The organism is Lentzea waywayandensis, from assembly GCF_900115955.1.
Classification (GTDB): domain Bacteria; phylum Actinomycetota; class Actinomycetes; order Mycobacteriales; family Pseudonocardiaceae; genus Lentzea; species Lentzea waywayandensis.
Genome location: NZ_FOYL01000001.1, coordinates 1,054,590 through 1,078,474, shown reverse-complemented (window position 1 = coordinate 1,078,474; position 23,885 = coordinate 1,054,590). Strand labels below are relative to the sequence as shown.

Annotated in this window: 20 protein-coding genes; 7 read left to right on the top strand and 13 right to left on the bottom strand. The window is 69.7% G+C overall.

Annotated features, from left to right (window positions below; genetic code table 11):
- Positions 1-2: 2 nt before the first annotated feature.
- Genes BM417_RS04515 through BM417_RS04495 form a run of 5 tightly spaced genes read right to left on the bottom strand, consistent with a single transcriptional unit; the run spans position 3 to position 8,248 of the window.
- Entirely contained in the window at positions 3-2,588 is a 2,586-nt protein-coding gene (locus BM417_RS04515) for a PKD domain-containing protein (RefSeq protein WP_093588407.1), read from the bottom strand.
- The gene (locus BM417_RS04510) at positions 2,585-4,813 is read right to left on the bottom strand and encodes a transglutaminase family protein (RefSeq protein ID WP_093588406.1); all 2,229 of its coding nucleotides are present in this window, start codon (positions 4,811-4,813) and stop codon (positions 2,585-2,587) included. The genes BM417_RS04515 and BM417_RS04510 overlap by 4 nt, the downstream gene beginning before the upstream one ends.
- Positions 4,810-5,958, bottom strand: a complete 1,149-nt coding sequence (locus BM417_RS04505) for a DUF58 domain-containing protein (RefSeq protein WP_218164316.1) — start codon at positions 5,956-5,958, stop codon at positions 4,810-4,812. The genes BM417_RS04510 and BM417_RS04505 overlap by 4 nt, the downstream gene beginning before the upstream one ends.
- The gene (locus tag BM417_RS04500) at positions 5,955-6,911 is read right to left on the bottom strand and encodes an AAA family ATPase (RefSeq protein WP_093588405.1); all 957 of its coding nucleotides are present in this window, start codon (positions 6,909-6,911) and stop codon (positions 5,955-5,957) included. The genes BM417_RS04505 and BM417_RS04500 overlap by 4 nt, the downstream gene beginning before the upstream one ends.
- A 35-nt stretch (positions 6,912-6,946) precedes the next feature.
- The gene (locus BM417_RS04495; protein ID WP_093588404.1) at positions 6,947-8,248 is read right to left on the bottom strand and encodes a helix-turn-helix domain-containing protein; all 1,302 of its coding nucleotides are present in this window, start codon (positions 8,246-8,248) and stop codon (positions 6,947-6,949) included.
- Positions 8,249-8,699: 451 nt separating this feature from the next.
- Here BM417_RS04495 and BM417_RS04490 point away from each other — a divergent pair, with 451 nt between their 5' ends.
- Positions 8,700-9,347, top strand: coding sequence for a DUF3558 domain-containing protein (locus tag BM417_RS04490; RefSeq protein ID WP_093588403.1), 648 nt, complete (start codon positions 8,700-8,702; stop codon positions 9,345-9,347).
- 3 nt (positions 9,348-9,350) lie between these two features.
- On the opposite strand, the gene BM417_RS04485 is transcribed toward BM417_RS04490, so the two are convergent.
- From BM417_RS04485 to BM417_RS04475, 3 genes are read right to left on the bottom strand one after another with little or no spacing between them, the layout of a single operon-like run.
- On the bottom strand, positions 9,351-10,157 hold the full coding sequence (locus BM417_RS04485; RefSeq protein WP_093588402.1) for a hypothetical protein: 807 nt from the start codon (positions 10,155-10,157) through the stop codon (positions 9,351-9,353).
- Entirely contained in the window at positions 10,154-11,032 is an 879-nt protein-coding gene (locus tag BM417_RS04480) for an ABC transporter ATP-binding protein (RefSeq protein WP_093588401.1), read from the bottom strand. The genes BM417_RS04485 and BM417_RS04480 overlap by 4 nt, the downstream gene beginning before the upstream one ends.
- The gene (locus BM417_RS04475; protein WP_093588400.1) at positions 11,033-11,368 is read right to left on the bottom strand and encodes a hypothetical protein; all 336 of its coding nucleotides are present in this window, start codon (positions 11,366-11,368) and stop codon (positions 11,033-11,035) included. It abuts the gene before it with no gap.
- A gap of 125 nt (positions 11,369-11,493) precedes the next feature.
- Here BM417_RS04475 and BM417_RS04470 point away from each other — a divergent pair, with 125 nt between their 5' ends.
- From BM417_RS04470 to BM417_RS04450, 5 genes are all read left to right on the top strand, one after another.
- A complete protein-coding gene (locus BM417_RS04470; protein ID WP_143138496.1) occupies positions 11,494-11,916 on the top strand; it encodes an FtsX-like permease family protein in 423 nt (140 codons plus the stop codon).
- Between the two features lie 424 nt (positions 11,917-12,340).
- Complete coding sequence (locus tag BM417_RS04465) at positions 12,341-14,752, top strand: sensor histidine kinase (RefSeq protein ID WP_245821693.1); 2,412 nt, start codon at positions 12,341-12,343, stop codon at positions 14,750-14,752.
- 25 nt (positions 14,753-14,777) lie between these two features.
- Complete coding sequence (locus tag BM417_RS04460) at positions 14,778-15,215, top strand: roadblock/LC7 domain-containing protein (RefSeq protein WP_030475700.1); 438 nt, start codon at positions 14,778-14,780, stop codon at positions 15,213-15,215.
- A complete protein-coding gene (locus BM417_RS04455; protein ID WP_093588397.1) occupies positions 15,212-15,589 on the top strand; it encodes a DUF742 domain-containing protein in 378 nt (125 codons plus the stop codon). Before BM417_RS04460 ends, BM417_RS04455 begins: the two co-directional genes overlap by 4 nt.
- Complete coding sequence (locus BM417_RS04450) at positions 15,570-16,178, top strand: GTP-binding protein (protein ID WP_093588396.1); 609 nt, start codon at positions 15,570-15,572, stop codon at positions 16,176-16,178. The genes BM417_RS04455 and BM417_RS04450 overlap by 20 nt, the downstream gene beginning before the upstream one ends.
- A 52-nt stretch (positions 16,179-16,230) precedes the next feature.
- On the opposite strand, the gene BM417_RS04445 is transcribed toward BM417_RS04450, so the two are convergent.
- The 5 genes from BM417_RS04445 to BM417_RS04425 all read right to left on the bottom strand — a co-directional run bounded on the left by BM417_RS04445 (position 16,231) and on the right by BM417_RS04425 (position 22,181).
- Positions 16,231-17,592, bottom strand: coding sequence for a tryptophanase (locus BM417_RS04445; protein ID WP_093588395.1), 1,362 nt, complete (start codon positions 17,590-17,592; stop codon positions 16,231-16,233).
- A 12-nt stretch (positions 17,593-17,604) separates the two neighbouring features.
- Positions 17,605-18,801 carry a tryptophan dimethylallyltransferase family protein gene (locus BM417_RS04440; protein ID WP_093588394.1) on the bottom strand — a complete coding sequence of 399 codons (1,197 nt, stop codon included), beginning with the start codon at positions 18,799-18,801 and terminating at the stop codon, positions 17,605-17,607.
- A 289-nt stretch (positions 18,802-19,090) separates the two neighbouring features.
- The gene (locus BM417_RS04435; protein ID WP_093588393.1) at positions 19,091-20,047 is read right to left on the bottom strand and encodes a lysyl oxidase family protein; all 957 of its coding nucleotides are present in this window, start codon (positions 20,045-20,047) and stop codon (positions 19,091-19,093) included.
- Positions 20,023-21,357, bottom strand: a complete 1,335-nt coding sequence (locus BM417_RS04430; RefSeq protein WP_093588392.1) for an NAD(P)/FAD-dependent oxidoreductase — start codon at positions 21,355-21,357, stop codon at positions 20,023-20,025. The genes BM417_RS04435 and BM417_RS04430 overlap by 25 nt, the downstream gene beginning before the upstream one ends.
- Positions 21,357-22,181, bottom strand: coding sequence for a glycosyltransferase (locus tag BM417_RS04425; protein ID WP_093588391.1), 825 nt, complete (start codon positions 22,179-22,181; stop codon positions 21,357-21,359). The genes BM417_RS04430 and BM417_RS04425 overlap by 1 nt, the downstream gene beginning before the upstream one ends.
- A 361-nt stretch (positions 22,182-22,542) precedes the next feature.
- Here BM417_RS04425 and BM417_RS04420 point away from each other — a divergent pair, with 361 nt between their 5' ends.
- Positions 22,543-23,862, top strand: coding sequence for a sugar transferase (locus BM417_RS04420; protein WP_245821692.1), 1,320 nt, complete (start codon positions 22,543-22,545; stop codon positions 23,860-23,862).
- Positions 23,863-23,885: the final 23 nt, after the last annotated feature.

The following is a 23,885-nucleotide window of genomic DNA, read 5'->3' as shown; positions in this document are numbered from 1 at the left end:
GGTCAGTCGATCTCTTCCAGCAGGACCAGGTTGTAGTTCATGCCCGCCATGGCGGCCAGCACGCCACGGTTGTACTCATGTGGAACAACAGACGTGTCCTCGTCGACCAGACCCCACGCGAACGCGGTGCCGTCGGTTTTCACCACGATGGCGTGCTGGAAGCTGAAGTCCACCGCGGCGACGCCGCTCTTCACCTCGTCCGGCAACCGGTACACGTGGGACTTCGCGTAGCCCCAGCTGATGAGCGAGCCGTCTCGCAGCGCCAGGCCGACGTCGAAGCCCATGGCGATCGTGCGCAGGCCGGCGATGTGGCCCGGCATCGGCGCCGGTGACGAAGGGAGCTCCCTGCCCCAGACGAGGACGGAGCCGTCGGCCTTCCACGCCAGGCTGGTGTAGTGCCCCGCAGCGATCGCGACCACACCGGTCAGCGCCTCCTCGGGCACGGACGCCTGCCCCTGGTCGTTGGAGCCCCAGGCGACGACGGAGCCGTCCGATTTCAACGCCATGCCGTGGTCCATCCCCGCGGCGATCGCGACCACTCCGTGCTGGGCGAGTTTCGGCACGTCCGTCTTCCCCCAACTGTGGTCGCCCCAGGCGATGACGGAGCCGTCGGCCCTCAACGCCAGGCTGAAGAGGCCCATGGCGGAGATCGCGGTCACCCCGCTCAGCGCCTGCGGCGGCACGGCCAGCTGCCCGTAGTCGTCGTCGCCCCAGGCGATCACGCGGCCGTTCGCTTTCAACGCCAGCGCGTGCTGACTCGCCGCGTCGATCGCGATCACGCCGCTCCCGGCCTCCGGTGGAACGTCCAGCACGTGGTAGAAGTTGTCGCCACCCCAAGCCCTCACCGCGCCTCGTCCCACGGTGAACTGCCGTGTCGCCCGCGCGGTCCGGGATCCCTTGGTGACGGTGAGCGCGACGACGTAGCGGCCGGCTGTGGTGAACGCGTGGTCGAACTCGGCCGTCTGCGCGGTCACCTCGGGTGTCGGCCGGCCCGGCCTGGTGACGGTCCACTCCCACTTGTCCGGATCGCGGGTGGTGTCCGCGCTGAAGTGCACCGGCTCCCCGATCACCGGCTTCGGCCGCCTGATGCCGAGTGAGGTGATGGCCGGCGGGGCGTCCGGCGGGTCCACGGTCACCGTGGTCTCGGCCTCGGCCCGCTCTCCGGCGCCGAAGGTGGCGGTGGCGCGGACGGTGAAGACGCCAGGCTCGTCCCAGCTGTGCCGGACCGAGGAGCCGGTCATGCCGGCCCCGTCGCCGAACGACCATCGGACGCTGGCGGCGGTGGCGGGCTGGAGCACGAAGGTCAGCTCGAACTCGTCGCCGACCACACCGCGGTTGCCGGGCTTGACCAGGATGGACGCTGTGGGGCCCTGAGCCGTCGGATCGGGCTTGCCCGTCCGGCCGGGCAGCCCCAGCCCGGGGTCCGACTTCTCGTGCCCCGTCTTCTTCACCTCGTCCGACCGCTTGGCCTCGGGCACCTGCGGGAGTTCGGGCGTGGCGGGGTCCTCGGTGTACTTGGTGATCGTTCGTACCTCGCCCCCCAGGTCGAGCACGCCGGCCTTGTTGCTCTCCGGGTCGTTGAAGAAGACGATGCCGTCGCGGACGATCAGCTCGAACGGCGCGGGCCGGTCGAACAGCCGGCGCTGAGCCACCACTCGCGAGGTGCCGAGATCGACGATCGTCGCCTGCCCCGTGGAGTGGTCGGGCACCACCGCGTGGTCGTCGACCTCGACCGGGGACCCGAGTTCGGCGCCGGCGGCACTGACCTTCACGGGCGCGGCACAGGAGCCGGTGTCGAACGTGCACGAGATCAGCTCGCCGCGAGAGGGAACAGCGATCAGCAGCCGTGACCGGTCCGCGGAGCCGCTGACGACCACCTCGTCGTCGGCACGGAGGTCCGGCCGCAGTGATCGGCTGACGCCGCCGGTCCCGGTGTGGAGCAGTTGGGCCGTGCCGTGCTCGGGATCCACCAGTGCGGGCAGACCCCGCGTGATCGTGAGGAGACCGTTCTTGGTCGTCGTGGCACGGTTTCGCCGCTTGCCCTCGCTGAGCCAGACGACTTCACCGGTCGTGTCGTCGATCGCCCACACCCGGCCCTCGCCGTCGACGACGGCGCTGCCCGGCCGGATCGTCTCAGCCAGGCGCTCCGGCTCGCCTCGCGGCGCCAGCGTCACGGGGTCGACCACGGCGACCACTCCACTGTGGACGTCGATCACCCGCGGCGCGTCCGGTGACGGCAGCACGACCAGGCCGTCGCTGGCGGGGAGAACGGACACCTGTGGGGAGACCTGTTCGGTGGGGCCGTCGACGCGGCGCAGCAAGCCGGTCTTCTCGTTCAGGACCAGCGCGCCGCCACCCTGCTGGGTCACGCTCAGCGCCGTGCTCGGTCTGTCGACCGACACCTGGGCCTTCACCTCGGCGGAGGCGCCGTCCACCAGCGTCGCCTGGCCGACTCGTCCCGATGCCAGCCAGACCGCGCCGGAGTACATCCGCGCCTGGGAGGTCTCATAACCCGGCCCCACCACCAGAACAGCGCCGGCCAGCACGGCGACGACGGCGAGCGCGACCCGGACGTGCCTCGGTTTCATCGATATCGTCCCATTTCCAGGCTTTCCCCAGCCCGTCGCCTGCGCCGCGCGACGCTCCACGAGGTCCACAGCGGACGCGGGTCCAGCGCCGCGCGAACGCGTCCCGCGGACATGCGTCCCGGGTAGAGCTCGGCGGTCAGTCGTGCCACCTGTTCCCAGGCCTGCTCGGCTTCCGGACGGTCGAGGTGCTCCGGTGCGTAGATCGCCGTGGTCGCAAGTCCAGCGGTCGCGGCGATCGGGTCCGCCGCGTCACCGAGGCTGCCACGCACGTGCTGGGCCACCTCGTGGAACGTGAGTGAGACGGGCGGTGAGACGCCGCGTTCGGTCAGCCGGTCGAGCTGCTCGTGCCAGGCGCCGAGAACCTGCGCCGCGTGGTCGGGATCGCGGCGCCGGCGCCTGCGGCGACGGGCTTTCCCGAGCACCACGAGTCCGCCCGCGAGAAGCAGGAGCAGAACGACCGACGGCACCAGCACGAAGGTGCCGTTCAGGACGTCGCTCCAGCGGAAGGCCCACTCGTCGGGTGCGTCGGAGGGCTGAGGCCGCGCCGGCGGTGCGAGCTCCGGCGTGGCCGTGGGCGGGGCTGGTTGCGGCGGGACGACGCGGGGTGCCTCCTGCGGCGGGTTCGGCGTGTTCGTGTCGCTGATGCTGCTGGGGTCGTACTCGATCCAGCCGTATCCCGCGAAGTGCACCTCGGACCACGCGTGAGCGTCGGCGGTGGTGACGTGGAAGACGCCGTCCTTCGGGTCGTGCAGGCGGTAACCGACCGCGACCCTGGCCGGGTACCCCCACATCCTGGCGATCACCGTGAACGCCGCGGCGTACTGCTCGGCGTACCCGCCGCCGGTGCTCCCCTCCGCCAGCACGCGGTCGAGGGCCGCGTAGGAGTGCCCCGGCGGCCTGTCCAGCCTGTAGTCCCTCTTGCGCAGCTCGGTCTCCAGGAGGTCGAGCCGGTCGCGGGGACGCACGGCATCGCCGCGTCGCAAGGCGTTCGCCGCGACCGTGTGCAGGGCTTGCGGGACGCCGGCGGGGAGAGGAGACGAGCGGGTCGTCGCAGGGGTGGCCTGCGACAGGTTGCCGTCCCGCACGTAGGTCTCGCTCGTGACGTCGTAGCTGAACCCCGCTGAGGCCGGGCCGGTTCTCACCACCACGCCCGAGTCCGGGTCGAACCCGAACCGGCCCCTGCTCTCGCCGGGCACGTCCAAGCGGGACGGCCAGCCGAGGACCGGCAGGTACGGACCAGCGAGCTCCTGGAGTTCGATGTGCGCCGTCACCGCACTGCTGTGCACCAGTTCGGGGTCGACCGTGAGCCGGCTCCCCGCCACGCGGTAGGTGTCGTTCGCGGTCCACGTGGTGCCGTCGAACGTGTCCAGCGCGGAGGTGCGGATCCTCTGGGGAGGCCAGGCGGCCTTGAAGGGCGTTCGCACGGTGAACAAGGCACGCGGAGGGCTTTCGTTGAGCTGCTTCTTCAGCTCTGCCAGCGGAGTGAGCGCGTCGGTGTTCAGGACCGGCGGCGCGAGCACGTCACGCGGGTCGAACCGGTGATCACCGGACGCCAGGGGCAGCACCTGCCCGCCCGCCACGCCGAACAACGCGCTGGCGGCGACCATCGTGGCCACGAGGGCGAGCGCGACGCCCGGTCTCGACGACCGGCGTTCGACGCGAACCGTGCCAGTCGTGCCGCCCTGGTGGGTGCGGATCGCGATCAGGGCCAGTGCCGCGACCAGGAACACGACGGTCGCGACCAGGTGTCCACCTGCCTGGTTGCCGACGGCGAAGAGAGCGAACAGGAAGCCGGCCAACGGTGGCACGAGCGGTGCCAGCGGGTTTCGCGTCCGCAGCACGAGCAGGACCGACGAGAACGCCGCCGCCCACGTCACCAGTGCCGGTGCCGCGAGCAGTTCGCCCCAGGTGTCGACGGGCGCGGTCACCGTGAGAAGGCGGTTCCAGCTGCCGCGCAGGCCGTCGAAGACGGCGGAGGCGGCGCCACCGAACACGCCGTAGACCATGACCAGGGCCAGCCCCGAGACCGCCAGTGCCAGCGCGGCCCACGTGCGCCGATGACCCAGCGCCGCGGTCGCCGCGCCGACCAGGCACGCGAGCATGAGCACCGGAAGATAGCCGGGTGTGGCGAAGAACCGGAGGTACACGAGTGCTCCGGCCGCGCAGGCCGTCACCGCGAGTGCCACCTCGGCCGCGCTGCCCGGCGTGAACCTCCGCGAGGTCATCGCAGCACCAGCCGGTTCCAGTTCGTGGCGAACTGTTCGCTGCTCGGCGCGGCGACCGCGAGCACACCGCGCGGCCTGGCCGGCACCGCGGCGTCCGGCGAGACCAGCTGGGCGAGGCTGACCGAGAGGAACCGGGGACGCAGCGACATGAGCAGCTGAGCGGCCTCGGCGTCCACGCGACCGGTGACGACGACGAGCGCGACGCCCTGGGTGTCGGTGACCACGTCCCGCACCAGACCGGGCAACGCGGCGAGCCCTCGATCGGCGTCACCGTGGTCCACGGTGGACAGGAACTCCAGAGCGGTTGCGGTCGACTCCCGGTCGGCACCGCCGGTGGTGCGCAGGCGAAGCGCCAGCCCTGAGCGCTCCGCGGCGACGCAGAACGACGCGGCGACGCGGACCGCGTCCTCGAACGACGAGCCGCGGTAGGGCGCGGAACCGGTGTCGAGCACGATCAGCTGACGTGGCTCGTCGGGCGTCACCACGTGGCGGGCCATCACCGTCCCGGTCCGGGCCGTCGCGCCCCAGTGGATGCGCCGCCAGTCGTCGCCGGGCGCGTACTCCCGCAGGCTGTGGAACGCGGCCCCGCCCAGCGGAGCACTGCTGGTCGTCTGGCCTTCGGCGTCCTGCGCCCCGCCGAGGGCGATCGTGGCGAGCAGGTGCACCCGCGGGTAGACGTGCACGACCAGTTCGCTCCCGGACGCGCGGCCGCGGTGCAGCAGGCGCAGCGGGTCCGAGTGGCCGAGCTCCACCGGCGGGATCACGTAGCGTCCGCGCCGCCCGACCGGAAGCGGGTAGCCGACCGTGCAGCTGTGGCCGGCGCCCAGCGCGGGCACCGTGACGGTGGTGCGGTTCCCCCCGACGGTCTCGGTGACCATCAGCGGCGGGCTGCCGCGCCCGCCCACGTTCGTCACGGTCAGCGTGCCCTGGGCGGCGCTGCCCTCGAACACCCGCCTCGGCCGCACCTCCCGCACGGCCGTCAGCCGGGGTGCCACCGCCAGCCAGGCGGCGGCCACCAGCAGGGAGCCCGCCGCGGCGAGGCCGAGCGTCACCAGTTCCGGGTAGTCCGTCCACCAGCCGAGGGCGACCAGCCCGGTGGCGGCGGCCGTCATCCAGGCCCCGGACCTGGTCAGCACGGCACTCACCGGCCGGCCGGCACCGGCGCTGTCGCCAGGACGTCGCCGAGCACCGATTCCGCGGTGCGTTGCTGGATGCGGGCCTCCGGGGTCAGCAGCAGCCGGTGGTTCAGCACGGGCACGGCCACGGCCTTCACGTCGTCCGCCGTCACGTACGGACGGCCGGCGGCCAGCGCGTAGGCCTGCGCGGCGGTGATCATGGCGATGCCGCCGCGCGGGCTCACGCCCAGTTCGACGTCCGGGTGCACTCGGGTGGCGCGGACCAGGCGGGCGACGTACTCGCGGAGGTCGTCGGCCACTCGTTGCTCGCGGACCGCTCGGATCATCAGGCGGAGGTCGTCGAGTTCCATCACGGACTTGAGCTCGTCCGGGCGGCGGCGGGTCACGCCGTAGGACAGGATGCTGATCTCGTCGGCCAGGTTCTCGGGGTAGCCGATGCTGATGCGCATCATGAACCTGTCCAGCTGCGCCTCGGGCAGGGCGTAGGTGCCCTGGTGCTCCACCGGGTTCTGGGTGGCGATGCACAGGAACGGGTACGGCACCGGGATCGGGCGGCCGTCGACGGTGACCTGGCCCTCGGCCATGACCTCCAGCAGTGCCGACTGGGTCTTGGGGGAGGCCCGGTTGATCTCGTCGCCGAGCAGGATGTGGGTGAAGACGGGGCCCTGGCGGAACTCGAAGCGCGAGCGGCCCTGGTCGTACACCTGCACGCCGGTCACGTCGGACGGGAGCAGGTCGGGGGTGAACTGGATCCGCTTGACCTCCGCGCCCGCGATCGAGCGCGCGATCGCCTTGGCGAGCGAGGTCTTCGCCACGCCCGGTACGTCCTCGATCAGCAGGTGTCCCTCGGCGAGCAGGCACACGAGTGCCAGCCTGACCACCTCGGGCTTGCCGCGGATGAAGTCCTCGACGTTCGCGGCCAGCGCCTCGAACCTGCGCTGGAAAATCGCCGCATCGGACACTTCGACGCCCCCATCGTGCTGTGTTCGGTGAATCGTTAGTGGAGCTGACTGCGCAAAGCCGCGTTGAGGCGGGGGTAGACCTCGCTGACCGCGGCCTGCTTGCGCTCGCGGCCGAGGAGGCGGGCCAGCTGCTTGAGGTCCTGGCGCACGGTGGCCGAGTCGACCAGGTCGGCGGCGTCGAGGACCTTCGCGGTCAACGCGCTGGCGTGGTCGATGTCGCCCGCGGAGGCGTAGGCGAGGGCCCGGCGGGCGCCGAAGCGCGCGTGGGTGCGGTGGGCGCTGTCGGGCACGAGGGCCAGCTGCCGGTCGAAGACGTCTGCCGCCTGGCGGGACTGGCCGAGGTCGTGCAGGCACCAGGCCTCGACCAGGCTGTTCAGGTCGGCGCCGCTGACCGAGCCCGAACCCATGACCATGCCGTCGGCGGTGCCCGCCCTGGCGAGCAGGACGGCGGCGCGGTCGAGCGCCCGCCGGCAGGCGTCGTAGTCGCAGGCCAGCGCGTGGCCCTGGGCTTCGCGCAACGCGGCGAGCCCCTGGACGCGAGGGGAGGTGCCCGGTGCGGCCTGCGCCTGCTGGGCCAGGTCGACGGTGCCGCCGGCGTCGTCGCGGTAGAGCGTGATCAACGCCTGCCGGATCAGCGAGTACGTGGCCATCTCGGTGTCACCGGCCGCGGCGCCCATCTCGACGGCGTTGCGGGTCCACCACATCGCGGCCCTGTCGTCGCCGGCCTCCTGGGCCATCCACCCGGCGTACTCGCTGTAGCGGGCGGCGAGGCCCAGCAGCTGCTCGCGAACGGGCGTGGGCGCGCCGTTGGCCATGCCGCGCAACGTGTGGGTGTGCACCGTCACCATCGGCAGCACCACGCTCGGGCTCGTCGTCTGTCCCAGCTTCCTGACCTCGGCGAACAGCGAGCGGAACGCCGTCAGCGTGCCGTCGTGCGCCGCACTCGCGGAGGCGGCGCGGGGAGCCCCCAGCGTCAGCCCGAGCAACGACGCGGCGCCCGTCGCGATCGCCTCGCGCCGAGGCATCGGAACCATCCAGCTCGACCCGTCCGGAGCCATGCTCATCACCCACACTTCGCCGTCGCCGTCGGCCGCGACGGCAGCGAGCGGGCTCGCGGGGGCGGGCTGGTCCACCAGGGCTGCCAGACGTCCACCGGCTCCGAGAACCGCGTCGCAGCGCCGGGCCAGATCAACACCTGGTTGCTTGAAGCCAGTCTCGATCTTGCCCAGATAGCCCTTGCTGTAGTGGACCTGCTGCGCCAGCGCCGCCAGCGACAGGCCCGCCGCGGTGCGCAGGCGCCGCAGTTCCACTCCAAAGACATCCGACTGCTCAGCCATTCGTCCCCGCCCTCGACCGCCGCTCCCCGCGGCCGGTGAATCGACCGTTGCAGACTACTGAGCCGCTGGTCGTAGGCCCAGTCCCCCCGGAGCGCCGGCGTCGGCGGACGCCTGGCTGTCTCCGAGTCTGATCCGCCGCCCCGCGCAATCCCAGGCGTCTCCCGTCGCCTGCGTGATCGGGAGACGGGAGACCCCTGCCCAGGGAAGTCGTTGCGGGACATGCTGGTTCCGGACGGCACGCAAGACGCCGGCCGGTTTCTGGGGGGATGTGGCGGCAGGCCGGGGCTGGGGGCTCAGTCCTGCCGCCACAGACAAAACGGGGAGAAGGGGAACCGAGGAGTGAACAGGGACTGGACGGGCGCGCCCTCCTGACCACGCGTCACCCGGTCGTGCACCCGGTCAACTGCGCCGAATCGGCGCCGGAAGATCACGGATGTGCTGAACTAACGGCATGGGCACGCGCACGATCCGTTACACCGCACTACTGGCCTGCATCGCGGCTCTCACGGCCTGCACCGCGCCGCCCGAACCGCCGGTGGCCTCGCCGGGACCGGAGCTGGACCCGCAGGCGGTCAACTACGACAACCTGGACTTCGTGAAGTCACGGCCGTCGGTCTTCGACAACAAGTGCGGCACGCTTCCGCGTGACCTCCAGTCGTTGCTGGGGCTCGAGTCGAAGCCCGCCGACGGCATGGGTGGCGGCTGCAACGCGCGGGAGTCGTGGGGGAACCTCTCGATCCACCTGTTCAGCCCGATGTCGAACCGCAAGTCGCAGGCCCAGTACTTCTCCGACGCCTGGAACGGCGACCTCGGCGCGGGCGGCTACTTCCAGCGGTCGATCCTGCTGGACCGCTACTACGCCATCACCAAGATCGCCGGTTCGGTCAACGACAACTGCACGGTCACCGTCGACACCGGCTCCGAGCAGCCGTTCGAGGTCACGGCCTCGATGGACTTCGACGAGAGCATCGCCCTGTCGGCCCAGGACGTCGACCAGCCGATCGACCGCGCGATGCGCGACTTCTGCCCCAGGGCCACACAGGCGGCGGAGAAGCTGCTGCCGCTGATCGACGAGAACGGCGGCAGCCGGGCGCGCTGAGCCTCAGCCCGCGTCGCGCCGGCTGAGCACCACGAGCGAGACGGCGAGCAGCGTCAGCCACACCAGCAGCGACGAGATCGTCTGCGGCCACCCCGCGCCGTCACCGGCCATGTGCCAGGCCGCTTCGAGCGGGTAGATCAGCCCGAACACCTCCGGCAGCGCCAGACGGGCCACCGCCAGCATCGGTACGACGACGAAGAACACCGTCAGCGAACCGCCCGTGTTCGGGATGAGCAGCGAGACGATCAACGCCGTGAGCAGCACCTGCGCGGTGGCCAGCATCGTCACGCCGAGCACCCAGCCCGGCCGTGAGCCGAGCAGGTAGTTGTGGCCCAGCCCCTGCGCCGCGCTCTTGATCAGCAACGGGTACAGGACGAACGTGACCAGCGAGCACACCAGCCACACCCCGGCGAGCACCGTGCCCTGAGCCAGCAGGTAGCGCATGCGCGAGGGCTGCACCAGCAGCGTGGGCTGCACGCTCTTGTACTGCCACTCGCCCGCGACGAGCTTGATCACGGTCGCGAAGACCAGCAGCAGGCCGAGCTGGATCACCAGCAGCATCGGCTGGAGCTGCCTGCCCGCGCTCGCGAGGTTCGTCTGCGGCAACGTGAACAGCGCCATCAGCCCGATCAGGAACACCGGCGCGCAGGCCATCACGATCTTGTCCGACCGCGTGCCGACGAGCTTGCGCGCCTCCACCGCCACCAGCCGCCAGAACGACGACGACCGGGAGGCGCGGGTGGCCCACGGGCCAGGCGCCGGTACGGGCGCGGCCTGCTGTTGCCACGCTGGTGGATGACCGACGGTCACGACCTACCTCCACTGGTCAGGCGGAAGAACAGGTCTTCCAGGCTCATCTGCTCCTCGCGCAGTCCCAGCAACGGGACTCCCGCGGCGAACGTGACGGACGAGACCTGCTCGACCGGCGCGTGCGCGGCCAGGAAACCGTCCGGCGCCGGCTGAACGGCGATCCCGCCCCGCTGCAACGACTCCGCCAGGCGGTTCATGTCCTTGGCGCGCACCAGGGAGCGGGAGGACGTGGTCAGGCTCGCCAGCGGCCCGTCCGCCACGATGCGCCCGCCGCCGATCACCAGCACGCGGTCGGCCGTCTGGTCCACTTCGGACAGCACGTGGCTGGACAGCAGCACGGTGCCGCCCCGGGAAGCATGCCCCCGCAACAGGTTGCGCACCGCGCGGATGCCTTCGGGGTCGAGGCCGTTGATGGGTTCGTCGAGCACGAGCAACGGCGGATCGGTGAGCAGCGCGTGCGCGATGCCGAGCCGCTGCCGCATGCCGAGGCTGTACTTGCCGATCTTGCGGGTGGCGGCGTCGGCCAGCCCCAGCAGCTCCAGCACCTCGTCGGCCCTGCGCACGGGCACACCGGACAGCGTCGCGGCCATCCGCAAATGACCACGTCCGCTCCGTCCAGGATGGACGGCCGCCGCGTCGAGCAGCACGCCCGCCACGTGAGAAGGGTTGGGCCACGCGGTGAACGCGCGCCCCGCGATCGTCGCCTGGCCGCGATCGGGCCGGGTCAGTCCGGTGATCATGCGCAACGTCGTCGACTTGCCCGCGCCGTTCGGCCCGAGAAAGGCGGTCACGGTACCGGGCTGGAGCTCGAAGCCCACCTGATCGACGACGACGCGACCTTCGTAGGCCTTGGTCAGCCCCCACGCTGCAAGCACCTACCCACCGTAGCGGTAGTCACTGTCCGTCGTGGACTGATTCGCCGTGTCGCGGCGCGGTTGCACGCCGTTCACCCGCGCGACCTCGCCCTGCTGCTCGGGGTTCGCCATCGCGCCCACTCCAGGATCATCGCGGCCGACCACATGCGAACGCACAACCTCTTTCCGGCGATCGGCGACTTGAACGCACTCACCGCGGACGCAGAAGGAAAACGGCTGAGCCTCACGGTCGTCGAAGGACTTCCGGAGACCCTGGAACCGGGCGAGAGCCTTTTTGGTCCCCCGCCCGATTCTGCCGAGGCGGGTGTGGGCGAACGCGCCGACCGAGACGGTCATCCAGGTGGCAACGGAACAAAAACCCGCCTGTTGTCGCCGAACGGATCCAGCGAGCCGGTATCGGGCAGGTGCACACCGTGCAGGATTGGGCGGCGGCGCGTGCGGGCAGAAATCAGGCAGGAAACGTGCAGATCCTTAGTGTGCTGATGGGATTGGCCGGGCTCTGCGCCCTGATGGCCGTCGTGAACTCGGTCGTCATCGCGGGCACGGAACGCCGCCGCGAGTTCGCCGTCTTCCGGGTGTCCGGGCTGAGCCGGCCCCAGGTCGTCCCGACCGCTGTGGCCCAGGCCACTGCGGTGGCGATCATCGGTCTCGTGCTCGGATGCGCGGCCGCCGGATTGGCGGGCATCGGCGGTTCCGTCCGCGCCGCGATCGGGGTCACCGTCGTGCACGTTCCTTGGACCCACCTCGCGGTGGTCGCGGCCGGATCTGTCGCCGGTCGTGGCGGTGACCAGCGGTATTGCCGCGTTCTTGACGGCGCGGGAGCGGCCGGTCTCGTTGATCACGACCAAGGAATGACCTGTGTTGATCACGATGGGGTGCGGTGATCCGCATGCGAATTCGCGAATAAGAGCTGGTAACGGAAAGCGACGCTTGGTTGCGCTCCGTTCTCGCTTAGAAGATGCCGCACGCCGCTGTCAAGTTCGGGGCAATAGCCGCCATGTTTCCACTGTTCAGTTAGCGAAAGCCCAGCTCGCGTCCTTTCGCTCACTCGGCCGCGGCAGCGCGGCCTCCCTGCGAGAGCGTGTACATCACTGCAACAGCTGGGGATCGAACCTGAGAACGGGGGTGTTGCGTTGCGCATCTGACTGAGTAGTCTGCACTCACCCCCTCAAGATCATCGCTGTTGGTCATGTTGATCATGTGGTGTTATCTTTCCGTCGCCAATTCGGGTGGTCGTGGAGCGTTGTGAAGCTGAAGAACGTGCCTGAGACGAATTACAAGACAATTCGTTCGCGGCTCACTGGTGTCGTGGTGGTTCCCAGCGTCGTCCTTCTGGCCATGTGGGCGCTGTTCTCGTCCTACACGGTGTTCGAGGGTCTCTACCTCCAGCTGGTCGCCTCCGGCGCGCGGGACGCCTCGATCCCCGCGGTCCAGTCGTTCGCGTCGCTGCAGAAGGAACGCGAGCTCAGCATGACGAGCCTGAGCCGCACCGGCTCCAGCACGTCGGCGTTGCTCAAGCAGCAGCAGGACACCGACAAGGACGTCGAGAAGATGAAGTCGGCGTTCGCCGAGCTCGCTTCCCAGGCGCCGCAGGAGATCGTCGACGGCATCAACAAGCTCAACGGGCTGCTCGACCAGCTGCCGGACCAGCGCGAGCGCCTGGAGTCCGGCAACGCGTCCAAGGACGAGATCTACCGCTACTACAACAGCGTGCTCGACGCCGGTGGCTCGCTGTTCGGCACGCAGGCCCGCATCGTGCCCGACGCCGAGACCGTGCAGGGCGCACTCGGTGCGTTGCAGTACTTCCAGGCCTCCGACGCGATGTCGCGGTCCAGCTCGGTCGCCGCGGGTGCGCTGGCGTCGGGCAAGTTCACCCCGGACGAGCACCGCGAGTTCGCGAACCTCGTCGGCGCCTACCACTTCACGCTCAACGTCATCGAGCCCACGGCTCTGCCGGACGTGCGGGAACACTTCAAGCGGCTCACCGGAAGCGCGCCGTACCAGCAGCTGGTGACCATCGAGAACCGCCTGCTCCAGAACGCGGAACGGCCCGTCGCGCAGCAGGTCACGCTGGCGGACTACGAGAACGCCACCCGCGCCGTGTCCACCGAGCTGACCACGATGGTGCAGGAGCAGTCCACCGGCGCGGTCAACATCGCCATGGCCAACGGCAAGGACAAGTTCACCACCGTCCTGATCGGCAGCCTCATCGCCCTCATCGCGGTCATCGCCGGCATCTTCGTCGCCGTCCGCGTCTCGAACCGCCTCGTCAACAAGGCGTTGATCGTCCGTCTGATCGCCCTGAAGAGCGACTCGCTCAAGCTCGCGCACGAACGGCTGCCGAGCATCGTCGAGCGGCTGCGCGAGGGCAAGCACGTCGACGTCGCCGCCGAGGTTCCCGCGCTCGACTACGGCAACGACGAGATCGGGCAGGTGGCCGACGCGTTCAACGCCGCGCAGTACACCGCCGTCGCCGCGGCCGTGAAGGAGAGCCAGACCCGTGAAGGCGTGAACCGGGTCTTCCTCGACATCGCGCGCCGCAACCAGGGCCTGGTGCACCGCCAGCTCAAGATCCTCGACAAGCTGGAGCGCGAGGAGGAGAACCCCGACCACCTCGACGCGTTCTTCCAGCTCGACCACCTCGCCACCCGTGCGCGCCGCAACGCCGAGAACCTGATCATCCTGACCGGCGAGCAGCCCGGCCGGCAGTGGCGCAAGCCCGTGCGCATGCTCGACGTCGTGCGCGCCGCCGTCGCGGAGACCGAGCAGTACGCCCGCGTGAAGGTCAACCCGGTGCCGGAGGTCGCGCTGGTCGGCGCCGCCGTCGCGGACACCATCCACCTGATCGCCGAGCTCGTCGACAACGCGACCTCGTTCTCCTCGCCGCGCTCGCAGGTCGAGATCCACAGCAGCGAGGTGCCGCAGGGTCTGGTCATCGAGATCGAGGACCACGGCCTCGGCATCAAGCCCGAGGACCGCGAGCTGCACAACAAGATGCTGGAGGCGCCGCCCGACTTCGAGGCGATGAGGCTGCGCGGCGAGTCCCGCCTGGGCCTGTTCGTCGTCGCCCGGCTGGCCGCACGTCGCCACATCCACGTCGAGCTGCGCGACTGCCCCTCCGGCGGCACCATCGCGCTGGTCCTCATCCCGTCCGAGCTGATCGTCGGCGAGGCGGGCGCGGTGGACCCCGCGGACTCGGTCCAGATGCCCAAGCCGACGTTCCGCCAGCAGGCCCTCCAGCAGGCCTCGCGGTCACCGGAGGCCCTGGGGGCCGCGGTCCCGATGCAGGGCGACCTGACGCGCGAGCCCCGGCCCGGCGACCCCCGGCCCGGCGAACGCCCCACCGAGACCTTCCACCTGGACGAGTTCTGGGCCGGGAGGGCAGTGGGAAACGACCTGAGCCCAGGCCCGGAACGGGACCTGGACAGCAGCAGCGGACAGATCGAGCTGCCCCGGGAAGACCGCCTGGCAGGCGTCTGGCCGACAGACGACCCGGGGGAAGGTGAGGAGACGACGCGTCAGAACGCCCGGCCGGAGCTGCCGCGCCGGCGGCGGCAGCAGCACCTCGTACCTCAGCTGGCCAACGACGAACCCCGGCCGATGCCCGAACTCGCGGAGTTCAACCCCGAGGAACGGGCGGAACGCACCCGCGACGGAATGTCCGCCTTCCAGCAGGGCACGCGCAACGCCCGCCAGGCCGACGACGTCGTGGAACCGTGATCACGAAACTGAAAGGGCTATTTCCGTGGACGACCTGACCGGCGGGCACCCCGAGCTCAACTGGCTGCTGGAGGACCTCGTCGCGAGAGTGGTCGGTGCCCGGCACGCGGTGGTGCTCTCCGCGGACGGCCTGCTGCTCGCCCACTCTCCCGAGCTCTCCAAGGACGACTCCGATCACCTCTCGGCGATGGCGTCGGCCTTCCAGAGCCTCGCGCGCGGCACCGGACGCCACTTCGGAGGTGGCCAGGTCCGCCAGACCATCGTGGAGATGGAGCGCGCGCACCTGTTCGTCACCGCGGCGGGCCAGGGCGCCTGTCTCGCGGTGGTGGGCGACGAGGACGCCGACATGGGCATGATCGCCTACGAGATGAACATGCTCGTGAAGCGCGTCGGCGCCTACCTCTCGTCGGCACCTCGAACACTGGCGTCGCCGAGGATGCCCAACCCCCTCGGGTTGTCATGAGCAACTCCTCCGACTGGTGGTACGACGAGGCGGCGGGCCCCATGGTCCGCCCGTACGCGATGGTGAGCGGCCGCACCAGGCCCAAGCCCGCGGGTGAGGACCTGACCCTCACGACCCAGGTCCGGGCGCTGCGCACGACGACCGACCAGGCCACGCTGTCGGTGGAGCACCTGGAGATCATCAAGCTCTGCCGGAAACCGCTTTCCGTCGCGGAGGTCGCCGCCTACCTGCACGCACCGCTCGTCGTGGTGAAGGTGCTGCTGAGCGACCTCATCCAGCGCGGTGACGTCATCACCAGCGGCCCGGCCACCACGGTGGCCCCGGTCGACATGAACCTACTCCAGAAGGTGCTCGATGGTGTCCGTGCAATCTGATCGGCCTGATTCCGGGCAGGGGCGAGAAGAACTCACCATCCCCTCCTCCGTCAAGATCGTCATCGCCGGCGGTTTCGGCGTGGGCAAGACCACCATGGTCGGCGCGGTCAGCGAGATCACCCCGCTGCGGACCGAGGAGCTGCTCACCGAGGCCGGCGAGGAGATCGACGACCTCTACGGCGTCGAGGGCAAGACCACGACCACGGTCGCCCTGGACTTCGGCCGCATCACGATCAACCCCGAACTGGTGCTCTACCTGTTCGGCACGCCGGGCCAGGACCGCTTCTGGTTCCTGTGGGACGAGCTCGCCATCGGTTCGATCGGCGCGGTCGTCCTGGTCGACACCCGCAGGCTCGACGCGGGCTTCGGCGCGATCGACTTCTTCGAGCGCAGGGGAATCCCGTTCGTCGTGGCGGTGAACTGCTTCCAGGGCAGCCACTCCTACACGGCGGAGGAGATGCGCGTGGCGCTGGACGTCGCGGAGACGGTGCCGCTGGTGCTGTGCGACGCCCGTGACCGCGAGTCGTGCAAGTCGGTGCTGGTCCGCGTGATCGAGCACGCGATGAACCGGCTCGACGTGATGGCCTGACCTGACCCTCGTTGAAGCCCTTGGCGTTGTGCGCCAAGGGCTTCAGCTGTTGCTACGGGCGGACCTGCTCCAGCCGGCAGCGGAACGGCCTGAGGATCGGTGGCACCTCGGTGAGCCGATAGCCGGGCACCCGTTCGGGGTCCTTGGCGATGCGCGCCAGGGTCTCCGCCACGTACTCCAGGTGGCTACGGGTGTAGACGCGGCGTGGGATCGCGAGCCGCACCAGTTCGAACGGCGCCGGCGTGATCAGGTCGCCGGCGGGGTCGATGTCCCCGAGGTAGAGCGAACCCACCTCGGCGCACCGGATTCCGCCCGCGAGGTACAGCTCCGACGCGAGCGCGTGCCCGGTGAACCTGCTCGGCGGGATGTGCGGCAGCAGCCTGCCCGCGTTGAGGTAGACCGCGTGCACGCCGGCCGGTCGCACACTGTCCACACCGGCCTCTCGCGCGCAGTCGGCGAGGTACGCGGTCGCCTCGGCCCGCTCGCGCAGGTACAGCGGGTCGGTGACCTCGATCAGGCCCTGCGCGCACATGTCCAGGTCCCGGCCGGAAAGCCCGCCGTACGTGCTGAACCCCTCGGTGGCGATCAGCAGGAGCTCGCACTGCTTGGCCAGATCCTTGTCCTGCAGCGCGAGCAACCCTCCGATGTGGACGATGCCGTCCTTCTTCAGGCTCAGCACGCATCCGTCGGCCATCCGGAACGCCTTTTTCGCGACCTCGCGCGGACTGTGGTCGCGGTACTTCTCCTCCCGCTGCGTCACGAGCCACGCGTTCTCGGCGAACCGGGCCGCGTCGAGGATGAACGGCACGCCGTGCCTGCGGCACAACTTCTTCACGGCCTTGAGGTTCGCCATCGACACCGGCTGCCCGCCGCCACCGTTGTTGGTGATCGTCATGAGCACCAGGCCGACGTCCTCGGGTCCCTCCAGCAACTCCTCGAGTGCGACGAGGTCGATGTTGCCCTTGAACGGCTCGTCGCTGTCGAGGTCCGCGAAGGCCGGCGACGGGAGGTCCCGCACCACGCCGCCCGCCAGTTCGACGTTCGCACGGGTGGTGTCGAAGTGCGTGTTGCTGACCGAGATCTGTCCCGGTTTCAGCAGCGAGCCGAACAGGATCCGTTCGGCCGCCCGGCCCTGGTGCACGGGGAGGATGTGCTCGTATCCCGTGAGTTCCCCGGCCACCTCGCGGAACCGGAACCAGGACCGGGATCCCGCGTAGGTCTCGTCGCCGCGCATGCCCGCGGCCTGCTGTTCCGCGGACAACGCGCCGGTGCCGGAATCGCTGAGCAGGTCGATCGTGACGTCTTCCGCCGTGAGGTTGAACTGGTTGTACCCGGCCTCGGCGTAGCGGCGTTCCCGGAACTCGCGGGTGGTGATGGGAATGGGCTCGACGACCTTGATGCGGTACGGCTCCACGGCGGGCCTTTCTCAGTGCGGCGGCTGAAGCGACAGTGCTTTGGTGCGGGGTGGGGTGACGTCGTACGCCTCGGACGACAGGTAGACCGAGACTCCCGGCTTCGGCCTGCCCAGCCGCAGCGACACGTGGGCGATCAGGCCCACGCCGTCACCGAGCGGGCGCTGGACGAGGCTCGCGAGCGCCATGACGAACGGCGCCGGGTCGAACCCGCACCGGGCCATGATCGCCAGGACGCGCTCGCAGGCCTCGAGGTCGTCCTGCACGTAGTCGCGCACCGGGATGTAGAGGGAGTAGCCGCTGGGCCGCACGGTGTCGCCGGACAGGAAGGTGTAGCTCGACATCAGCGGGCGCCGGGAGAACGGGCCCGCGCCGCCGCAGGCGAGCTCGCAGACGTCCGCCAGGAGCACCGTGTCGACGTCGGGGACCGCCGCCGCTGCCGCCACCACGTCCGCGATCACCGCGTCGTCGTGGGACACGTAGGTCTTCACCCGTGCCCGGTTCTCGTCCATGAGGTCGAGGGCGAAGAAGGAGAACCGGTCCAGACCGGCGCGCCGCAACCCGTGCTCCGAGATGGCCGGGAGCGCCGCGCTCAGGCCGAGCCGGGACAGTCCTTCGCCGACGAGTGCGGTCGCGCTCTCACGGCCGCGCACGTCGGGGTTGAGGTAGACCTTGATCGCGGGCGGCGCGACCGGCCCGACGATCAGCGAGTACCAGAACGCGAACGCGCCCTGCGGGTCGTCCGGCAGGAACAGGTCCCGCACCCGGTCGAGCTGCCCGAGGTTCAGCCGGTGCCGCCGCGCCAGCCAGTCGAGCACGCCGAGCGCCGCGGTGAGGTTCGCGCGCGGGCCGGGTTGTTCGGCGAGCGGCTCGACGATCATGCGGACGACGGGGCGTTCGTTTTGGGCCAAAGCCACCGAGAATTCGACCGGGGTGTGGTCGTCGGCGACATTGGAGGTCCAATGGGGAACCGCGGCGAGAGGCAGCCTGCAACCAGGGCCTAATGCCTCACCCAGCAGTTTTGTCGCGCTTTGCGCCGAGTCCGCTAAACCGACGGCGCGAAGGAGGTCGCGTAGTTGTCCAATGGCGAAATCGTGCAGGGAGACTGCTGGCGCGCTCAAGATGGGGCACTCCTGATCGGGCCGGTAATCCGGTCGGTTGCAATCCTGACGGGGTGGAATCGCAACGTGAATTCTCTCAACCAGCCACATGCCCAGGTCAAGAGCCAAGGGGGTTGCGTGCGACACTCTGCGCTGTGATCAAGATTGCACCGCTCGGTCTATTGACTTGATCGCTCCCTGCTGTTCGCGTGCACAATTGTGTCTGCGGGTATGAGTGTGCTATGCGTGATCGCCAATGGTGTCGCAGAGTGAAGGTTTGTGCTAATAGCGGGTGGCGTGGTATTGCGTTCGTTTGTTGCCCGTTTTGTCTCGGTACAAAAGAAAACGGGGGTGCTCCGCAGTGCGGAACACCCCCGTTCGGGGCTTGTTTCGATACTTCTCAGCCGTGCGTCTTCGCGCACCGCGCTTTACCGGGACAACTGCGGATCATGCGCACCGAAGGTGCCTCGGCGATCGTGTCGGGCGGGTTCGCCGCCCCGTCCGGCCACTGCACGGAGATCGCGATCGACGACGTGTTGTTGTCGTAGTTCTTCTCCAGCAGCGCACGGTCGGAGTTCACGACGTTGACCACGTCGTAGATTCCGGACTTCACGTGGGTGAGGTCCAGCCACTGGAAGTCGACGTCGTGCTTGTAGTCGTCGCCGGAGCCGACCGAGATGCCGAACATGACGTCCACTGCGGACGGGTTGTGGTGCTCGCACATGTGACCGTCCAGTCGCTGCGCGAGCTTGCCCGCGGGGCTTTCCAGGTCCGCCGGCCGGTGCTCCAGGTAGTCGGAGACCGTGTAGCGGTCGCCGATGCAGAACCCGTTCTTGCGGTCGGTGACGACCACGCCGCCGTCCGGGGTGCGCAACTGGAAGTACTCGAAGTTGAGCAGGTGCCAGTGCGTGTGCGTGGGAGCGGGCTCGTAGTACGCGCTGGAGTTCGTCTCGCGCCGCGCCTCGTTGTACGAGCCCGCGATCGAACCGTCCACACCGGACTGGACGGCCTGGCGGACGTTCATCGTCGGCGTGGCCGTGCTGTCGCGATGCGCGTGCAGCAACAACGGGCCGTCGCCGACGTTGTCGATCGAGGTGGTGAACCGCAGGCGGACGGCCTGGGCGGTGCCGCCGCGGTACATGCACTTGCCCCGTGGCGCCGAGGCGTCCTCCACCAGGCACACGTCCCAGGCGCGGCACAACAGCGGGGAGCCGTCGTGGCCACCGGGACAGCCGATGGGCGCCTGGCGGAGATCGGGCAGCAGCGGCGCGGGGTCGGCCTGGACGTGCTGCGAGGAGACTAGGTTGACCGCGGTGATCGTGAGTGCTGCGATCACCGCGCCGATTCTGCTGACCATGCGGCGTTCTCCTGGGTCGAGGAGCTCCTGGCGGCGCGCAGGAGCGTGTCCGTCACGGAGTTGGAGAGCTCGACGCTGGAGTTCCAGCTCGTGACGTTGGGGTAGACGTGGGCCGTGGTGGCGAGCAGCAGCCGTGTGCCGGGCACCTCGACGGCCGGCCGCTTCGTGAGATATCCCAGCGGGTACACCGGTTCGACGAACGGCGCCTTGAACACGCGCACCTCGTCGACGTCGTCCGGTGTGAGTCCTTTGTGGATGCTCAGCAGCTGTTCGGTCCAGCGGCGGGCGATGCTGTCCGAGTCCTCGCGGTACAGCGCGGACTCGCGATCGGTGTAGTGCATGACGTACACGAGATGCCGGTCGCCGTAGCGCTGCGAACCGGTCAGCGGGGTCATCTCGATCACGCCGTCGAAGTCCGTGCCGCAGCGCAGCACCGGCGCCCAGTAGTGCCCGGACAACGGCTTGCGCAGGAAGAACAAGGTGTTGACGACGCCCTGGTACGGCAGCTGGACCTCGGGCAGCCGCGGCGCCAGTTCGGCGTCGGCGATGGCCCGCAACGCCGGCAGCGGGACCGTGGAGACCGCGTGGTCCGCCTCGATCGTCTCGCCGTCGGCCAGGGTGACCACCACTCGGTCCGCTGAGGCCTCAAGCCTGCCGACGGGAGCCGAGACGCGGACCTCGCCGCCGTGCGCCTCGATGGACGCCCTCAGCGCGTCGATGACGCTCTTGTAGCCACCCGCCGGGTAGCCGCGGACCGCCTCGTTGCTCTCGCGGCCCAGGCGCTGCCACACGTACAGCGCGGGCACGTCACCGAACGCGGAGCCGAACTTGGCGCCGAACATCGGGGCGAGCAGCATCTCCCAGATCTTGTCGCCGTACAGGCCGCGCAACCAGTCCTCGGTGCGCAGGTTGTCGAGGTCCTTGCCCTTGCCCAGCCTGCGCAGCAGCAACGAGACCACGCCGAAGCGGATCCGGTTCACGAGACTGAGCGGCTTGAACCGCAACAGGTCCAGCGCGGAGTTGAACGAGCGGTGCTCGCCCTCGACGATCATGCCCATCGTGGTCGGGTTCCAGCCGACGCTCTCGCGCAGGCCGACCTCGTCCAGCAGTGCCAGCAACGCCGCGTCGGTCGGCATCACGCAGTGGTAGAAGCGTTCCACCGACCGGCCCTGCGACGTGAAGAACGTGCCGAGGCCACCGAGCTGGTCGCTCGCCTCCAGCAGCGTCACGGCCATGCCCTCGCGGGCGAGGCGGTGCGCGGTGGCGAGGCCGCAGATGCCCCCGCCGATCACGACGACCCGCGCGGCCATCAGAGCTTCCGGAACGGGACGGGCGCGAGGCGGTCACGCGTGAGCAGGAGCAGGTACTGCTTGAGCGTGCGGCCGAGCCGGAGCTTGCTGGCGCCGGGCTTGCGGTCGTAGCGCAGGTGCAGCGGGATCTCGCTGACGATCGGCCCGCAGTGCCGCAGCTTGAGCAGGAGCTCGACCATGCAGGCGAAACCGCGTTCCTCGACGAGGCGCTCGCCCCAGTGCGCGGTGGCGCGGCGCAGCAGGCTCACCCGGTAGGCGCGGAAGCCGCTGGTGAAGTCGCGGACGCCGTCGAAGTGCAGGATCTTGCCGAACACGACGCGAGCGCCGCGCGAGAGCAGCCTGCGCCACTGCGGTGCCGTCGAGTCGTCGCCGCCCGAGACGAAACGGGAGCAGATGACGACGTCCGCGCCGGCCTTGATCTCGGCCAGCATCGCGGGGAACACGCCGGGGTCGTGCGTGTCGTCGGCGTCCATGACGATCAGGACGTGTTCCGGCGAGGCCTCCGCGAGCACGGCCCGCAGTCCTGACTGGACGGCCTGGCCGAGCCCGAGGTTGACCGGGTGGGTCACCAGGCGGACGTCGAGCCCGCGCACGTCGCCGACGCAGTCGCCGGTGCCGTCCGACGAACCGTCGTCGACCACCCACACGGTGATCCGGTCGGCGAGATCGGTGCCGGCGATGCGCGCCAGCAGCGACGGGAGCGCCACCGCCTCGTTGTAGGCGGGCAGGACGACGTGCACATCGCCGCACGTGCGGATCGGCTTCTGCACGATCGCGACCGGTTCGCCGGCGGAATGCCGGATGCCGTGTTCGTCGACTCTCACGCTCAATGCCCCCTCTTCGGTGGCTCGTGGTTGGTGGCGTGAATTATTGACACGGCGTGCTAAAGCTTTGAGGCGGCCCTGGGTGAGTTCAGGGCAGGAACAACGTCGAAACCTCACTAACTGCGTTCACGCGGGACACAGAAGAGGGATATTGATACCCGAAGAGATGATTTCTCAGAGCTCATTCACTCTTTCGTGCACTCCTGCGGCCCAAACTCCTTCGATCGGATGATCTTCCATGAGGCGATTCTCGGCGGTTGCCGTTCCAGCGGCTCCACTCCACGCGCGCGAGGCTGATCCCAGACGCCCTCCGCAGCGCCCTCTCAAGCCGTCGTCGGTCCGCCGGGACCTGCTCAGCCGGGTGAACGCGGTCGCGGTCCTGCTCGTCCTCGCCGACGCCGTGACGCTCGCCGCGGTGTGCGTGCAGCGCGGTCTCGGGTGGGGCTGGAGCGGCGCGGTCGTGGCCGCGGTGGTCACGATCAGGGGAGCCTGGCGGCTCTACCGGCGGCGGCTGTGGCTGTCGTGGCTGCAGGACCTGCCCCGGTCCGCGGCGAGCACGGCGCTGGCGTTCGCGCTGCTGTCCGGCATCGGCCTGGTCAGCGGCTCCGACGCGGCCGACCTCGCCGCGGCCCAGTGGGCGATGATCGTGTTCGCGCTGGTCATCGAGCCGGTCCGGTGGTGCGTGTTCGCGTTCGGCCGGTGGTGCCGGCGCAAGTTCGACCGCTGCGACCGCACGATCATCGTCGGCGCGGGCGAGGTCGGCGTGAACCTCGCGCGGACCATGCTGGAGCACCCCCAGTTCGGCCTGCGGCCTGTCGCGTTCGCCGACTCCGGCCCCGATCCGGACCGCCAGCCGCCGTTGCTGGAGGTCATCGACGGCGACCTGGCCGACGCGATCGTCCGGCTCAAGGCGGGCACCGTCGTGCTGGCGTTCTCGCACACCCGCGACTCGCCGCTGGTCGAGGCCGCGATCACGGCCCACCGGCTCGGCTGCTCGACGCTCGTGGTGCCCCGCATGTACGAGCTGCACCCGGACGGCCCCGGCATCGAACGGCTGCGCAGCTACCCGCTGATGCGCCTGGGCACGGCGCCGACCAGCAGGCCGACCTGGTGGATCAAGCGCGCCGCCGACCTGCTGCTGGCGGCGTTCGCGCTGGTCGTGCTGTCCCCGGTGATCGGGTTGTGCGCGCTCGCGGTGCTGGTCGAGAGCGGCCGGCCGCTGTTCTTCCGGCAGGTCCGCGTCGGCATGGACGACCGCACGTTCACCCTCTACAAGATCCGCAGCGTCCGGCAGTCCGGTGAGGACGACTCGCAGGTCAAGTGGTCCGTCGTCGGCGACTCGCGGGTCGGTCCGGTCGGCCGGTTCCTGCGCAGGACGTCGCTCGACGAGCTGCCCCAGCTGTGGAACGTCCTGCGCGGCGACATGTGCGTGGTGGGGCCACGCCCGGAGCGTCCCGGTTTCGTTCGCGAGTTTTCCGCTATTCACGAGCTATATTGGGCCCGCCATCGCGTCCCGACCGGCTTGACTGGACTAGCCCAGGTGCACGGTCTGCGAGGTGACACTTCAATCGCCGACAGGTCTCGATACGACAACTACTACATCGCGAATTGGTCGTTGTGGCTCGACCTGAGGATTCTACTGATGACAGCGGGTGAGTTGTGTTGTCGGAGAAATCGCTGATACGTCGATTCGCCGCTGTTGCT